Genomic DNA, 14,156 nt, shown 5'->3' with positions numbered 1-14,156 from the left:
GGCTCACTCCTACAGGGAACGCATTCCAATTGTAGGAGTGAGCCTGCTCGCGATAGGGCCGGTGGCCATTGCATTTCTCAAACCGATACCACCACCCGATTCCGCCCGCCTTCCTTGGCCTGATACAACGCCTTGTCCGCCGCAAACAGCAACTGCTCCAAGGTCATTTCACTCGCCGATGTCCACGTCGCGATGCCGATACTCACGGTCATCGCCCGCTCAGCCCCATCGACCCACGGCAAGTTCTCCACGGCCTGACGAATCTGCTCGGCAATCTGTTGCGCGCCGGCACTGTCGGTTTCGGCGAGAATCACCGAAAACTCCTCGCCGCCGTAACGCGCCACCAGATCCGCCGGGCGCCGGACGTTTTCGCCGATGACCCGGGCCAGCGTTTTCAACGCCTGATCGCCAGCCTGATGGCCATGCCGGTCATTGAACGCCTTGAAGTGGTCGGCATCGATCATCATCACCGACAGCGGCTGGCCCGAGCGCTGGGCGCGGAACCACTCGTGACGCAACGTCTGATCGAGCATGCGCCGATTGGCTACGCCGGTCAGGTCGTCGGTGGCGGCCAGTTGCGCCAGTTCGCGCTCGGCGCGCTGGCGTCGGCGCAACTCGCGGGCCAGCATCCAGGTCAGCCACAGCAGGCCCATGCACAGCACGCCGGTGGCGCCGCTGATCAGCAGGGCCGTGCGCCGCCAGGTGCCGAACACTTCAGCGCTGGACAGCGCGACCATCACCGTTAACGGCAGATTGCCGACCCGTGAGTAGGTGTAGAGCCGGCGTTGTTCATCCATGCTGGACGTACTGGTGAAACTGCCGCTGCCATCGCGGTCGTTGAGAATCCGTATAACGTTGGGCCGATTGCCGAAGCTCTTGCCTACCGAGTCGCTCTGCAGGTACGGCTTCTGTGCGAGCAGAACGCCATCGCTGTTGATGATGTTGAGCGTACTGTCGGTGCCGATGTCGAGGCTTTTGAACAGGTCGTCGAAGTAATCGAGTTTCAACGAAGCGACGGCCACGCCAAGGAACTCACCGGTCTGCGAAGCAATGCGCCGGCTGAAGCTGATCCGCCACTGGTCAGCCTCGTCGCAGTCGCAACGGGTCTTGAACGGTCGGCTGATAAACATGCCCATGTCGCGGTTGAACGCATGGGCGAGAAAATAATCCCGGTCAGCGAAATTGCCCGGTTTCGGTTCGATGCGCGAGGAGTCGGCGATCACCTCGCCGTGCTTGTCGAGCAACAGGATGTCGCCTTTGAAGCGTGCGGTGGTGGAACGATCGAACAACGCCAGATGGCGGATCTGTGGCGAGACGTTTTGCAGATCATCACGCTGGGCGGCGGCGATCAGGCCTTGCAGCGTCAGGTCGTACAGTTCGACGGTACGCAGCACATCGGCGTCAATCAGTTGCGCAATGGTGGTGGCGCGGCGGGTGGCGGCGTCCTGTGCACTGGCGTGCTCGCGGATCAGCAGGAAGGTGACGATGCACACCATCGCAATCACGGTCAGCAGGCTGCCGCCGATCAACAACAGTTCGGGGCGACCGGTCTGGCCTGTGATGGACGGGGTGCGGTTGGCGATCATGATGGGGGGTTCGGTTGGAGTGGTTTCATAAGCTTAGTAGGTGCTGACGCCGGACAACCTTGTGGGAGCGGGCTTGCTCGCGAAAGCTGTCTATCAATCAACATCTCTATTGAGAGACACACCGCCTTCGTCGGAACGCCGCCCGGAGCAGGCTCGCTCCCACAGGGTAAGTCACAGGATCCGAAAATCGCAGCGCCGATCTTAGAAGACGTTGATCGGGTAGTCGATGATCACGCGGTATTCATCGGTATCTGAATCAATCGCGCCATAACCGTTGCCGCCACGGTTGGTCGCCCATTGCAGGCGCACCGTCAGGTCCTTTGCCTGGCCGCTTTGCACGACGTACTGCAAATCGACGTCGCGTTCCCAGTGTTTGGCGTTGCGGCCATCGGCGCTGTACCAGTTGGCATAGCCCTGACTGTCTGGATCAGCCTTGCTCAGGTCCAGCGTACCGCGCGAATAGGACAGCGCCGAGGTCAGCCCCGGCACGCCGACGTCGACGAAGTCATAGGCATATTCGAGCTTCCACGAGCGCTCGTTCGGCCCGTTGAAATCCGAGTATTGCTGGGAGTTGTCCAGATAAACGCTGTCGCCCTGGCTGATGTAGTCGAACGGCGTGTTGCCATTGACCCGCTGGTAGGCGGCGGTGACGCTGTGGTGGCCGATGTCGACGGTGAAATGCACGCTGTAGGTGTTGTTGTCGATCTCGCCGAGCAGCGCATCGCCGGTGTCCTGCGTGTGGTAGAAGTGCGCGCCTGGGTTGAGGCTGATCAGGTCGTTCAGTTGCCAGGTGTAGTCGAGGTCGTAGTAGTACTGGTGCCAGATGTCTTTCAATTCGGACGCGTACAGGCTGCTGGTCAAACCTTCGACGCCGCTCCAGGCCACGCCGGCCCAGTTCAAGTGCTGGCTCTCGGCGCCGTCCGCAAGGGTGCCGTATGAAGTGCCGATACGCGTATGACCGCTCTGGTTGTAGGGCTTGGTGAAGCTGGCCTGGCCACCTTCGATCAGCCAGCCATCGAAGCTATGGTTGCTCAGGCTGACGCCACGAAAAGTCTGCGGCAGCATGCGCGTGTCGCCGCCGGCGATCACCGGGTTGGTGAGAAACAGATCGCCGGCCTTCAACTCGGTGTCGAACGCACGCATCTTCAACGTCGCGCCCGCGGTGGAAAACGACCCCGGCGCTTTGCCGTTGCCATCGCTGATCGGCAGGATGCTCGAACCGTCCGTGCCGCCGCCACCGTCGAGCTTCAGCCCGAGCATGGCGTGGGCATCCAGACCGAAGCCGACCGTGCCTTCGGTGTAGCCCGATTGAAACACGCCGAGAAAGCCCTGGCCCCACTCGATGTTGTCGTCCGCTTTCTGCAAGCGGTTGCGATTCATGTAGTAGTTGCGGGCGTTGAGGTCGAGGCTTGAACCGGCGACGAAACCTTGCGCGGGGGATTCATCGGCGTGGGTGACGGGTGCAATCGTTGCGGCTATTGCAATGAACAGCGGAGTAAAACGGACTGGGTAACGCACGTGCAGTGGAGCTCCTTGGGTCAGCTGACACCTCAATGGCTTGAGGGTGTTGATGTTTCTTGTTGTTACAGACGAACCGGACGGCTTTCAGACCACAACGAAAAAAGGCCGCTGAACGGCAGCGGCCTGGAATGACGACAGTTGAACGGGAAGAGCCAAACAACCGCGTCGAGGGAAACGTTGGCGTGTTGCGCGATTCAGCTGTCGGTCTCGGTGGCTTGCGCTTGGGAAGTCGCAGCCTGCGGGGCTTGCGTGGCGTTTTGCGCCTTGGCCATCACCTCGGCTTGATGCTGGTCGTACGCCTGAGCGCGAGCGACGTTGTGCGCCACGAACGCTTGCGATTCTTCAGCCATCGCCATTGGCGAGAGGATCAATGAGGACAAAACGAACGCGCTGGCAATACCCATACTGTTGGACATCTGGAAAACCTTCTTGCTTGGCAAGTGCTGTTTGGTGCGGGCAAAGATAAGGTTGCCGGGCCTAGCGAAACAGCGTGATTTTCATAAATGACTGTTACAGCACAAGCAAAGATCGCAGCCTTCGGCAGGGACGGTCAGAAGAACCCTGTGGCGAGGGAGCTTGCTCCCGCTGGGCTGCGAAGCGGCCCCAAATCAGGCAGCTCGGTGCATTGATCGTTCCCACGCTCCGCGTGGGAATGCAGCCCGGGACGCTCTGCGTCCCTATCAAAGCCGAACGCGGAGCGTCCGCGGAGGCATTCCCACGCAGAGCGTGGGAACGATCGGTGGGAGGAGGTCAGAAGGGTAGGTGAATGCCAAAGGTATTCATGCCGCGGTCACTGCGCACAAACACATCCCCGCCATGCATCAGCGCAATCGCCTTGACGATCGCGAGTCCCAAGCCATGGTTGTTGCCACTGTTGCTGCGCGACGCATCGACCCGATAAAAGCGCTCGAACAATCGCGGCAAATGCTCACTGGCAATCGGTGCGCCGGGGTTGGCGACACCGATGCTCACTTGACGTTCCTGCACCTCGATCAGCACTTCGATCACCTGACCCGGCTCGGTATGCTGCACCGCGTTGCTGAGCAAATTGATCAACGCCCGGCGCAGATGCGCGACCTCGATCTGTACCTGCGCATCGCCGCTGACCTGCACTTGAACCTGCGCATCCTCAAGGATGAAATCCAGATACTCCAGCGTCGTCGCTACCTCCTCAGCCAGTGACGTCGAGGTCAGTTTGGTCGCTTTGTTGCCTTGGTCGGCACTGGCGAGAAACAGCATGTCGTTGACGATCGAGCGCAGCCGCTCCAGCTCTTCAAGATTGGATTGCAGCACTTCGAAGTAATGTTCGGCAGAACGGCCGCGGGTCAGCGCCACCTGGGTCTGGCCGATCAGATTGGTCAGCGGCGAGCGCAGTTCGTGGGCGACATCGGCGTTGAACGATTCCAGCCGCGACCAGGCCAGTTCGACCCGCTCCAGCGTCGAGTTGAACGACTCGACAAACTGCTTGAGTTCCGGCGGCAACGGCGACAGACGCAAGCGCCCGGCTCTTAGCGGTGGCGCCAGACGCTGGGCCTCCTGAGACAATTTGATCAACGGCTTCAAACCGATTCTTGCGACCCAGTAACCCAGCGCCGAGGCCAGCAGCACACCGACAATCGCCAGGCTGATCAGGGCGATGAGCAATTGATGCTGGGTCTGATGCAGCGTCTCGGTGTTGATACCGATCATGAAGCGCAGCGGCGGGCGCTGGTCCTTGGCCGGGAACTGACTGACCAGCACTTTCAGCGGGTAAGGTTGATCGGGCAGGTGCAGGTCATGCGTACCCAGCGGACCGTTGGCGGCAGCGCGGATCTGCGCGGTGAAATGGCCGTATTCGTAGCGCGGATCGCCGCTGCTGATCCAGAAACTGATGCGCTTGTCTTCCTCGCCGAGCAGCTTGAGTTTGTTGTTGATCTTCACCCAATGCTCCGGCGTGCCGTAACGGCCGACGGTGGATTCGAGCACACTGTAGCGCGCGTCGAGCTCGGCTTCCGGCAGCAAACCCAGACCTTTGTCGACCTGTTGATAAAGCGCACCGCCAATCAACACAAACACCAGCAGCGCCACCAACGTGAACATCCCGCTTAAACGCAAGGCAATCGAGTTACTGGACACCACGGCTCTCCAGCACATAACCCATGCCGCGAATGGTGTGCAGCAGTTTTTCATCGAACGGCCCGTCAAGCTTGGCGCGCAGGCGTTTGATCGCGACTTCGACGACGTTGGCGTCGCTGTCGAAATTGATGTCCCAGACCATTTCGGCGATAGCGGTTTTCGAGAGGATTTCGCCCTGGCGGCGAGCGAGTACGCTGAGCAGGGAGAATTCCTTGGCGGTCAGGTCCAGGCGCGTGCCGGCGCGGGTGGCCTTGCGGCTGATCAGATCGATCCAGAGATCGGCGATGGTCACTTGCACCGGTTCGTGGCCACCGCTGCGCCGGGTCAGCGCTTGCAGGCGGGCGACCAGTTCGAGGAAGGAAAACGGTTTACCGAGGTAATCGTCGGCGCCGTCGCGCAGGCCTTTGATGCGGTCTTCGACGCGCTCGCGGGCAGTGAGCATGATCACCGGGGTCTGCTTGCGTGCGCGCAATGCCCGCAGCACGCCGAAGCCATCGAGGCCTGGCAGCATGACGTCGAGGACGATCACCGCGTAATCGCATTCCAGCGCCAGATGCAGACCTTCAACGCCATCGCGGGCGCGGTCCACGGTGTAGCCCTGTTCAGTCAGGCCACGGTGCAGATAATCCGCGGTTTTTTCTTCGTCTTCGATAATCAGAACGCGCATGACCGCCTCAGTCTGTGGTCGCCAATGCCTGTGCAGGCAAAGGTTTTGGCCGGTGAAACAGCCGCTCGAGCCATAAGTATATGACCGGCGTGGTGAACAGCGTCAGCATCTGGCTGACCAGCAAGCCGCCGACCACGGCAATACCCAGTGGCTGGCGCAGTTCGGCGCCGGTGCCGTAGCCGAGCATCAGCGGCAACGCGCCGAGCAGGGCGGCGAGGGTGGTCATGATGATCGGCCGGAACCGCGTGATGCAGGCCTCGAAAATCGCCTCCTGCGGTGACAGCCCACGCTGGCGCTGCGCCTCCAACGCAAAGTCGATCATCAGGATGCCGTTCTTCTTGACGATGCCGATCAGCAGCACCAGCCCGATCAGCGCCATGATCGAAAAATCCTGGCCGCAGAGCCACAGCATGATCACCGCGCCCAGGCCTGCCGCCGGCAAGGTCGAGATGATCGTCAGCGGGTGGACGAAGCTTTCATAAAGCACGCCGAGAATGATGTACACCGCCACCAGCGCCGCGAGAATCAGCCACGGCTGGCTGGCCAGCGAACTCTGGAATGCCTGCGCTGCGCCCTGAAAGTTGCCGCTGATTGCGGTGGGCATGCCGATCTCGGCCTTGGCCTGATTGAGCAGAATCACTGCATCGCCCAACGCCACGCCGGGGGCGAGGTTGAACGACAGGTTGGCGGCGGGGAACATGCCGTCGTGGGCAATCGACAGCGGGCCGATGGTCGGTGCGTCGAACCTTGCCAGCGCCGACAGCGGCACCATTTCCCCGCTGAGCGGTGAGCGCAGGTAGAAATAGTTGAGGCTTTCGGCCTTGCCGCGTTGTTTGGTATCCAGCTCCAGAATCACGTTGTACTGGTTGACCTGAGTCTGGAATTCGTTGATCTGCCGTTGACCGAACGCATCGTACAGCGCCTCGTCGACATCGCTGGCGGTCAGGCCGAAACGCGCCGCGGCGCTGCGATCTATGTTGATGTGGGTGATGCTGCCGCCCAGTTGCAAGTCATTGGAAATGTCGCGAAACGCCGGGTTGCTGCGCAGTTTTTCGGTCAGGCGCTGGGTCCAGGTCGCCAGCGTTGCGCCGTCGTTACTCTTGAGTACGTATTGGTACTGCGCGCGGCTCGGGCCGGAGCTGAGGTTGATGTCCTGGCCGGCGCGCAGGTACAGAACGATGCCGGGGACTTTCATCAGTTGCGGGCGGATGCGGTCGATGAACTGGCTGGCGGAAACATCGCGGTCGCCGCGTTTTTTCAGAGCAATCCAGAAGCGGCCGTTGGCGATGGTCTGGTTACTGCCGGAGACACCGACCGAGTGGGAAAACGCCTGCACTGCTGGATCGGCTGCGACGATTTCGGCCATCGCCAAGTGTTTTTTCACCATGTCGCCGTAGGAAATATCCGCAGCGGCTTCGGTGGTGCCAAGGACAAAACCGGTGTCCTGCACCGGAAAGAAACCCTTGGGGATAAAGATGTAGCCGCCGACAGCCAGCGCCAGCGATAAACCGAACACACCGATCATCAGCTTCTGATGGGCGAGCGCACGGCGCAGACCTTTTTCGTACCAGCCGAGCAAGCGTTCGCTGAAGCCGGGTTTGGCGTGGGCGTGATGCACTGGTTTGCGCATGAACAGTGCGGCAAGAGTGGGCGCCAGCGTCAGCGACACCACCACGGAAATCATGATGGTCGAGGTCGCGGTCAGGGCGAACTCCTTGAACAGTCGGCCGACCACACCGCCCATGAACAGCAGCGGAATAAACGCCGCCACCAGCGAGAAACTGATCGACACCACGGTAAAACCGATCTCGCCGGCCCCTTTGATCGCCGCCTCGCGCATGCCGTCGCCGGCCTCCAGATGGCGGTGGATGTTTTCCACCACGACAATCGCGTCATCCACCACGAAGCCGACTGCGACGACAATCGCCACCAGCGTCAAATTGTTCAGGCTGAAGCCGAGCACGTACATCAACGCAAAACTGGCGATCAGCGAGACGCCGAGTACCGCCGAGACAATCAGCGTTGCCGACAACTGGCGCAGGAACAGCGCCATCACCGCGACCACCAGCAGGATCGCGATCAGCAAAGTGATTTCCACCTCATGCAGCGAAGCGCGGATGGTTTGCGTGCGATCGATCAGGGTTTTCACTTCCACCGAGGCCGGCAGCATCGCTTCGAGAGCGGGCAGGGCCGCTTGAATGCGGTCGACGGTCTCGACGATGTTGGCGCCGGGCTGGCGCGAGATCACCAGGTTCACCCCCGGCCGACCACCAGCCCAGGCCTGTACGTAGGCGTCTTCTGCGCCATTGACGACTTTAGCGACATCGCGCAGGTGAACCGGGGCGCCATCCTTGTAGGAAACGATGAGTTGGCTGTAGTCCTCGGGGTGGAACAACTGGTCGTTGGTCGACAGCGTGGAAATGCTCGATTCGCCGTACAGCGCACCTTTCGCCAGGTTGAGGCTGGTTCGCTGGATCGCCAGTCTGATGTCGGCGAGGGTCAGTCCAATCGCGGCGAGTTTGTCCGCCGACGCCTGCACCCGAATCGCCGGACGTTGCTGACCGGTGATGTTGATTTGGCCTACGCCGTCGATCTGACTGATCTGACGGGCGAGCAGGGTTTCCACCAGGTCACTGAGTTCGGTGCCGGGCATCTGTGTCGAGCTGACGCTGAGGATCAGCACCGGACTGTCGGCCGGGTTGACCTTCTTCCAGGTCGGCAACGTCGGCATGTCCTTGGGCAATTTGCCGGCGGCGGTATTGATCGCTGCCTGCACTTCTTGGGCGGCGGTGTCGATGCTTTTGTCGAGGGTGAACTGCAGGGTCAGCAGGGTTGAGCCCAAAGCACTGCTCGAGGTCATCTGCGTCATGCCGGGGATGGCGCTGAATTGCACCTCCAGTGGCGTGGCCACCGACGAGGCCATGGTGTCGGGGCTGGCACCGGGCAACTGCGCCGAGACCTGAATCGTCGGAAATTCCGCTTCCGGCAGCGGGGCAATCGGCAGGCGCGGGAAGGCAATCGCCCCGACCAGCACCAAGGCAATCGTCAGCAGGATCGTCGCCACCGGGTGATCGATGCACCATGTCGAAATGCCCTTGTGCGAGGTCATGGCTTCGGCTCCGCCTGCACCACTTGCGGCGGCTCGGTCATGACTTGCACAGTCGAACCCGGTTTGAGCCGCGACTGGCCGTCAGTGACCAGCACGTCACCGGCGTTGACGCCCTTGATGATGTCCTGGCCGCTGCCCTGATAAACCATCTGCACCGGTACGGCTTCAACCTTGTCGCCGTTCACGCGGTAAACGAAGTGTTGGTCGAGGCCGCGTTGTACGACGGTGGGCGGAACGACCAGCGCATCTTTATCCACAGCCGTCTGAATCTTTACCGTCACCAGCAAACCGGGCCAGAGCTTTTGGCTGGCGTTGGCGAATTCGGCCTTGGCGCGAAGGGTGCCGGTGTTGGCGTTGATCTGGTTGTCGATCAGGGTCAGATGACCCTCGCCGAGCAAGTTGGCGGTTTCGCCGTCCGTGTCAGCGCCGATGTAAGCCTTGACCGGCGCTTTCTGTGGGTCGTTGAGCAAGCCTTGCAGGGTCGGCAGCATTTGCTGCGGCAGGGAAAACTCGACGGCAATCGGGTCAATCTGGGTCACGGTAAACAGGCCCAGGGTGTCGGTCATGCGCAGGAAATTGCCCTCATCAACGGTACGAATGCCGACGCGCCCGGTGACCGGGGAGCGAATCTGCGTGTAGGACAGTTGCACTTGAGCGGCGTCGATGGCGGCCTGATTACCTTGAGCCGTGGCCTTGAGTTGATTGACCAGCGCTTGTTGCTGGTCGTAGGTCTGCTTCGAAACGCCGTCGTCGACGCTGAGCAGCTTGTAACGCTTGAGGTTGAGCAGGGCAACTTGCAGTTGCGCCTGGCTTTCGCCCAGTTGCGCGCGGGCCTGATCGAGGCTGGCGCGGATCGAGCGGTCGTCGATGGTGGCGAGCAGGTCGCCTGCTTTGACGAGTTGGCCTTCTTTGACGAGGATTTTGGTGAGAATGCCGTCGATCTGTGGACGCACCACAACGCTATGCAGCGAAAGCACCGAGCCGATGCCGCTGGTGTAGCGGGCGACGTCTTTGGCGCTGACCGTCACTACCCGCACCGGGATGGCGGTCGGACTGGCCAGTTTGGCCGGGGCGGGTTTGAGCGCGTACCACAGGCCGGCGGCGGCCAGCAGGATCAGGAAAGTGGCGAGCAGGATTTTGTTTTTCTGAATGGACATGCGCGGCGCCGAAGTCTGGAGTTTGGGCAGATTGGCTAGTTATAAACGGGTTTGGGGGTCGGGAGGGTGACGGCTGGCTGTCAGCGCTGTCAGTTTCGGTGTGTATATATCCGTTGCTGCGGTAACGGCGGCTTAGGGTTTCGCCCTTCCGGCGACTCACTTTTTTACAAGCGCCAAAAAAAGTAAGCAAAAAACGCTTGCTCCTACGTTCGGCCCGCTCGCTGGGGCTCGGGGTTCCTTCGCTGCGGGATCGATACGGGGGGCAGCGCCTCCGGTTTGCTTCGCTGCACCTCCTCTCGCTGTGTTTGGCTGCGCCAAACGGTCGCTGCGCTCCCGCCCCCGGATCAACCCTCCACTCAGCCTTCCGATGTCGCCTGTGGATCAAGATCAAGATCAAGAGCGGTACTCGAGCTTGCGCTCATTGTTTTGAGAGGGGCGGCTGCGCCGCGGGCTCCATGCAGGAGCTGTCGAAGGCTGCGATCTTTTGATCTTGCTTCTGCTTTTCTGTGGGAGCGAGCCTGCTCGCGAAGGCGAGTGATTGGGCAACACATCTCTACCGGTCAGTTTTGTTAAACGGTCCCCAAAAGGGACCGATCGTTCCCAGAAAAGGATTTGCTGGTCTGCAAGCCGTTCGGCGTGCGCTGCAAATCTCCAGGCGCCGAGCCATGGCGCACAGGTATACTGCGCGCCTTTGCGGCTCACTGATCGGGCCGACTTTTTGTTCCCGGAGCTTTTATGACTTCCCCGACCCAACCGTCGGTTGACGACGCTGTGAGCGACGTCCCGGCTGAAGTGGCTGACGCCAGCGAAACCAAAGCCGATATCCCCGCGTTCAAGTTCCCCTTCAAGCCGGGCGAGCTGGCGTCGGCGAAAGGCTCGAATCAGCCGTGGTACAAGAATGGTGCGAAGAACGGTCACACCAAGACCCCGGGGATGGCACCGCCGGGGACGCGTCGGTCGATGGGTAAGCGCTGATATTCGCAAGTGACCGTGTCTTTGCTGGCCCCTTCGCGAGCAGGCTCGCTCCCACAGGTCTAGTGTTCGGCACAGATCTAATGTGGGAGCGGGCTTGCTCGCGAAGGCGGCAGCCGCTACACCACGAATGTCAGATCAAGCCGCCCGCAACGAAATAAACGCATACGTCTGCGCCGGCTCAGTCACCACCTGCCCACCCGCGGCCAGCACTTGCCCCGCTACATCATCGCCGGATAAATGAAACAGCCAGTCGCTCTGTTCAGGCATCAGCGGCTGCGCGGTCACTTGATCAATCACCGCTGCAAACGCATCCATGTTCGGCAAGTACGCGGTAAACCCGTCACCCTTGAGCGCCGTGGTACGAATCCCCAGCCTTGCACAGATCGCATCCTTGAGCTGAATGTCATCCCGGTCCGCCTGCCGTGAGCGCTGGATCAGCGTCAGCAGTTCCTGATCGACCAGCTCGCCGCCAACGATCAACGCCGGCCCCTGTTCCCAGGACTCGGGCGGGCAATCCTTGGCTGCGGGGTTGAGCGGGATGTGCGGATTGATTTCCGCCGGGTAAATCCGGCACACCAAGGGGCGCCGTGCATAGATCCGGCAGCGTTTGTCGTCGTCAAGATTCCGGCAGGGGCCGACGTTGTAGGCTGCGAAGGTGATTGCCACATGCGCATCCGTGACCCCGCTGCGCACCACCACCGAACGGCGTTCGGCATGTTCGCGTTGCTGCGCCGGCAAGCCCAGGCCATTGCCGAGAAACGCCTCGACCAGGACGATCACCTGACCGCCATCCGCAGCCCACATACGGGCTTCGGTCAAGGTCAGCGGGACATGGTGGTCGGTGCAGCACTTGCCGCAGCCTACGCAGGAAAACGTCGTATTCATTGAGCGATCTGTCTTCAATCAAGGTATGAAACGGTGGCGGAAAACCACCGCACAGACGCGGATCGAAGCAAGTTATGCGCCACTCAACGGGTTTTCGCGGTTGGGCGGATCGAGTCCCATTCGGTAACGAAGGCGGTTTTTGACTGTTTGTTGTACAGGCACAGTTCGCTGCCTTGCTGGCCTTTCATGTGTTTCTGCGGGTACTGGCCTTGCAACAGCACGGCGGTGTAGCCAACGCGGTCGTCGAATTGTGCGGGTGTGCCGACCGGTTTGACGTTTTTCAGGTTGCTGGCCTTGGTGCAGCTGGCGAGCACGGTTTTGTCGTACGCGGCCCAGGCGTCTGGGCTGGAGGCATGGGCCTGGGGGGCGAGGGCGGTGAGGGCGAGCAGGGCCAGGGTGATGGCTTTCATGGTAAGGGCATCCTTGGTCGTGAGTGGCCAGGGTTGGAGTATGCCTGAGGGTTGGAAGTTGCCTGTACCGGCGTCATCGCGAGCAGGCTCACTCCTACAGTTGGAACGCATTTCAAATGTAGGAGTGAGCCTGCTCGCGATGACGCGGGATCATTCTGCGACCATCTCCCGTCGAATCACGTACATCCCGACACTTTCATACAACCGCTGCGCCCGCAGGTTGTCCTCCAGCACTCTCAAATCAACAAACCCTTCGCGCCGTTGTTCGAACACCTTGAAGGCATGCAGCAGCAACCCCCGTCCAAGCCCGCGGCCCTGCCAGCGCGGATGCACCACCAGATTCTTGATATACGAACTGGTCCAGCACTGCGCTACACCAACGACGCCCCCGGCATCGCATGCAACGAAACACAACGCCGGATCGTATTCAGGGTCGCTGAGAAACCGCTGCTGCCAATCGTTCAGCGGCGGCACGCGACCGCCACCGTCACGCTGCCCGAGTTGCATCAAGTGATGCACCGCTGGCGCCAGTTCAGCGCAGTAAACGGACAATTCGATACCTGACGGCCATTGCGCATCCGGCACGCCTGCATCCAGGTCGCGGCGCATCAGAAAGCAAAACGTCTCGGCCAAGACTCAGTGACCGTTCGCCGCAACGTGCTTGGCCGCTTCGATCAATCGTTGGGTCAATTCCGGCGAGGAGAACTTGGTCAGCACGGCGTTGGCCCCGGCCAGCCGGGCTTTTTCGCTGTTCATCGCGCTGTCGAGCGAGGTGTGCAGCAGCACGTACAAATGGGCGAAATCCGGGGTTTCACGCAGGGTGCGGGTGAAGGCGTAGCCGTCCATCTCGGACATTTCGATGTCAGAGACAATCAGGTTGATCTGCTGCGCGGTGCCTTGCAGGTCGAGCAGGCAGTCGATGGCTTCCTTGGCGCTGCGCGCGGTGTGGCATTGCAGGCCGAGGTTGCGCAGGGTGTGCACCGATTGCTGCAGCGCCACCTGGCTGTCATCGACCACCAGAATCCGCGCATTGCCGAGGACTTCGGCATCTTCCATGGACAGGTCGGTCGGGGCCATTTCGATCTGCGCCGGGGCGATGCTGTGGATGACTTTTTCGATATCCAGCACTTGCACCAGTGTGCCGTCTACCGAGGTCACGCCAGTGATGTAAGCGCGCGAGCCGCCGGAGCCGAAGGGCGGCGGCTTGATGTCGGTGGTCAGGCAATGGACGATCTTGCTCACCGCCTGCACATGCAGGCCCTGCTTGGAACGGCTGACGTCGGTAACGATCAGGCAGCCGCCGTTCGGGTCTTCCAGCGGGCGCTCGCCGATGGCGCGGCTCAGGTCGATCACCGACAACGATGCACCGCGCAGGGAGGCGATGCCTTTAACATGCGGGTGCGACTCCGGCAGCTTGGTCAGCGGCGGGCAGGGGATGATTTCACTGACTTTCAGCAGGTTGATCGCCATCAGCTTGCCGCTGCGCAAGGTAAACAGCAGAAGCGAAAGTGAATCTGCGCGGGCTTTGGTGGAGGACATAAGAACCTTCTGTGGAAAAAGGTGATGGGCGAGGATGGAAATCGCCAGAAACCATTGATGCCGGGTTATCGACTTGTCGGGGGCAGGCTTTAGGGCCATTGGGCAACTGTCGATCAAAACATCGCAGCCTGTGGCAGCACCGGCAGTCTGGCCTGTGAGCATAACCTTGTGGCGAGGGAGCTTGCTCCCGCT

Annotated in this window: 12 protein-coding genes; 1 reads left to right on the top strand and 11 read right to left on the bottom strand. The window is 61.0% G+C overall.

Annotation, left to right across the window (positions count from 1 at the left end; genetic code table 11):
* Positions 1 to 77: 77 nt before the first annotated feature.
* From HU743_RS06440 to HU743_RS06410, 7 genes are all read right to left on the bottom strand, one after another.
* Positions 78 to 1,586 carry a sensor domain-containing diguanylate cyclase gene (locus HU743_RS06440; RefSeq protein ID WP_186647661.1) on the bottom strand — a complete coding sequence of 503 codons (1,509 nt, stop codon included), beginning with the start codon at positions 1,584 to 1,586 and terminating at the stop codon, positions 78 to 80.
* A gap of 201 nt (positions 1,587 to 1,787) precedes the next feature.
* Complete coding sequence (locus HU743_RS06435; protein WP_186647659.1) at positions 1,788 to 3,104, bottom strand: OprD family outer membrane porin; 1,317 nt, start codon at positions 3,102 to 3,104, stop codon at positions 1,788 to 1,790.
* 197 nt (positions 3,105 to 3,301) lie between these two features.
* Positions 3,302 to 3,523: a hypothetical protein gene (locus tag HU743_RS06430; RefSeq protein ID WP_186647658.1), complete on the bottom strand. Its 222-nt coding sequence runs from the start codon at positions 3,521 to 3,523 to the stop codon at positions 3,302 to 3,304.
* Positions 3,524 to 3,857: 334 nt separating this feature from the next.
* Positions 3,858 to 5,222, bottom strand: a complete 1,365-nt coding sequence (locus HU743_RS06425; RefSeq protein WP_186647657.1) for a heavy metal sensor histidine kinase — start codon at positions 5,220 to 5,222, stop codon at positions 3,858 to 3,860.
* Positions 5,212 to 5,889, bottom strand: coding sequence for a heavy metal response regulator transcription factor (locus HU743_RS06420; RefSeq protein WP_186549026.1), 678 nt, complete (start codon positions 5,887 to 5,889; stop codon positions 5,212 to 5,214). Before HU743_RS06420 ends, HU743_RS06425 begins: the two co-directional genes overlap by 11 nt.
* A 7-nt stretch (positions 5,890 to 5,896) precedes the next feature.
* Positions 5,897 to 8,998: a multidrug efflux RND transporter permease subunit gene (locus HU743_RS06415; protein ID WP_186647656.1), complete on the bottom strand. Its 3,102-nt coding sequence runs from the start codon at positions 8,996 to 8,998 to the stop codon at positions 5,897 to 5,899.
* The gene (locus tag HU743_RS06410; protein ID WP_186647655.1) at positions 8,995 to 10,155 is read right to left on the bottom strand and encodes an efflux RND transporter periplasmic adaptor subunit; all 1,161 of its coding nucleotides are present in this window, start codon (positions 10,153 to 10,155) and stop codon (positions 8,995 to 8,997) included. The genes HU743_RS06415 and HU743_RS06410 overlap by 4 nt, the downstream gene beginning before the upstream one ends.
* A gap of 735 nt (positions 10,156 to 10,890) precedes the next feature.
* Between HU743_RS06410 and HU743_RS06405 the strand changes: the two genes are divergently transcribed.
* A complete protein-coding gene (locus tag HU743_RS06405) occupies positions 10,891 to 11,130 on the top strand; it encodes a hypothetical protein (protein ID WP_186549037.1) in 240 nt (79 codons plus the stop codon).
* A 135-nt stretch (positions 11,131 to 11,265) separates the two neighbouring features.
* On the opposite strand, the gene HU743_RS06400 is transcribed toward HU743_RS06405, so the two are convergent.
* The 4 genes from HU743_RS06400 to HU743_RS06385 form a co-directional block, all read right to left on the bottom strand.
* On the bottom strand, positions 11,266 to 12,015 hold the full coding sequence (locus HU743_RS06400; protein ID WP_186647654.1) for a YkgJ family cysteine cluster protein: 750 nt from the start codon (positions 12,013 to 12,015) through the stop codon (positions 11,266 to 11,268).
* An 83-nt stretch (positions 12,016 to 12,098) separates the two neighbouring features.
* The gene (locus tag HU743_RS06395) at positions 12,099 to 12,425 is read right to left on the bottom strand and encodes a hypothetical protein (RefSeq protein WP_186647653.1); all 327 of its coding nucleotides are present in this window, start codon (positions 12,423 to 12,425) and stop codon (positions 12,099 to 12,101) included.
* Between the two features lie 150 nt (positions 12,426 to 12,575).
* A complete protein-coding gene (locus tag HU743_RS06390) occupies positions 12,576 to 13,034 on the bottom strand; it encodes a GNAT family N-acetyltransferase (protein ID WP_186647676.1) in 459 nt (152 codons plus the stop codon).
* 27 nt (positions 13,035 to 13,061) lie between these two features.
* Positions 13,062 to 13,964 carry a chemotaxis protein gene (locus HU743_RS06385; RefSeq protein WP_133338371.1) on the bottom strand — a complete coding sequence of 301 codons (903 nt, stop codon included), beginning with the start codon at positions 13,962 to 13,964 and terminating at the stop codon, positions 13,062 to 13,064.
* Between the last annotated feature and the right edge of the window lie 192 nt (positions 13,965 to 14,156).

The organism is Pseudomonas sp. SWRI99 (assembly GCF_014270125.1).
Lineage (GTDB): Bacteria > Pseudomonadota > Gammaproteobacteria > Pseudomonadales > Pseudomonadaceae > Aquipseudomonas > Aquipseudomonas hamedanensis.
The sequence above is the reverse complement of the archived record's forward strand: the minus strand, read 5'-3'. Positions and strand labels throughout refer to the sequence as shown.

Bases quoted from the DNA above. Each gene is read 5' to 3' on its own strand.
- HU743_RS06440 (WP_186647661.1), bottom strand. From the start codon at position 1,586: ATGATCGCCAACCGCACCCCGTCCATCACAGGCCAGACCGGTCGCCCC.
- HU743_RS06430 (WP_186647658.1), bottom strand. From the start codon at position 3,523: ATGTCCAACAGTATGGGTATTGCCAGCGCGTTCGTTTTGTCCTCATTG.
- HU743_RS06420 (WP_186549026.1), bottom strand. From the start codon at position 5,889: ATGCGCGTTCTGATTATCGAAGACGAAGAAAAAACCGCGGATTATCTG.
- HU743_RS06415 (WP_186647656.1), bottom strand. From the start codon at position 8,998: ATGACCTCGCACAAGGGCATTTCGACATGGTGCATCGATCACCCGGTG.
- HU743_RS06410 (WP_186647655.1), bottom strand. From the start codon at position 10,155: ATGTCCATTCAGAAAAACAAAATCCTGCTCGCCACTTTCCTGATCCTG.
- HU743_RS06405 (WP_186549037.1), top strand. From the start codon at position 10,891: ATGACTTCCCCGACCCAACCGTCGGTTGACGACGCTGTGAGCGACGTC.
- HU743_RS06400 (WP_186647654.1), bottom strand. From the start codon at position 12,015: ATGAATACGACGTTTTCCTGCGTAGGCTGCGGCAAGTGCTGCACCGAC.
- HU743_RS06395 (WP_186647653.1), bottom strand. From the start codon at position 12,425: ATGAAAGCCATCACCCTGGCCCTGCTCGCCCTCACCGCCCTCGCCCCC.
- HU743_RS06390 (WP_186647676.1), bottom strand. From the start codon at position 13,034: ATGCGCCGCGACCTGGATGCAGGCGTGCCGGATGCGCAATGGCCGTCA.
- HU743_RS06385 (WP_133338371.1), bottom strand. From the start codon at position 13,964: ATGTCCTCCACCAAAGCCCGCGCAGATTCACTTTCGCTTCTGCTGTTT.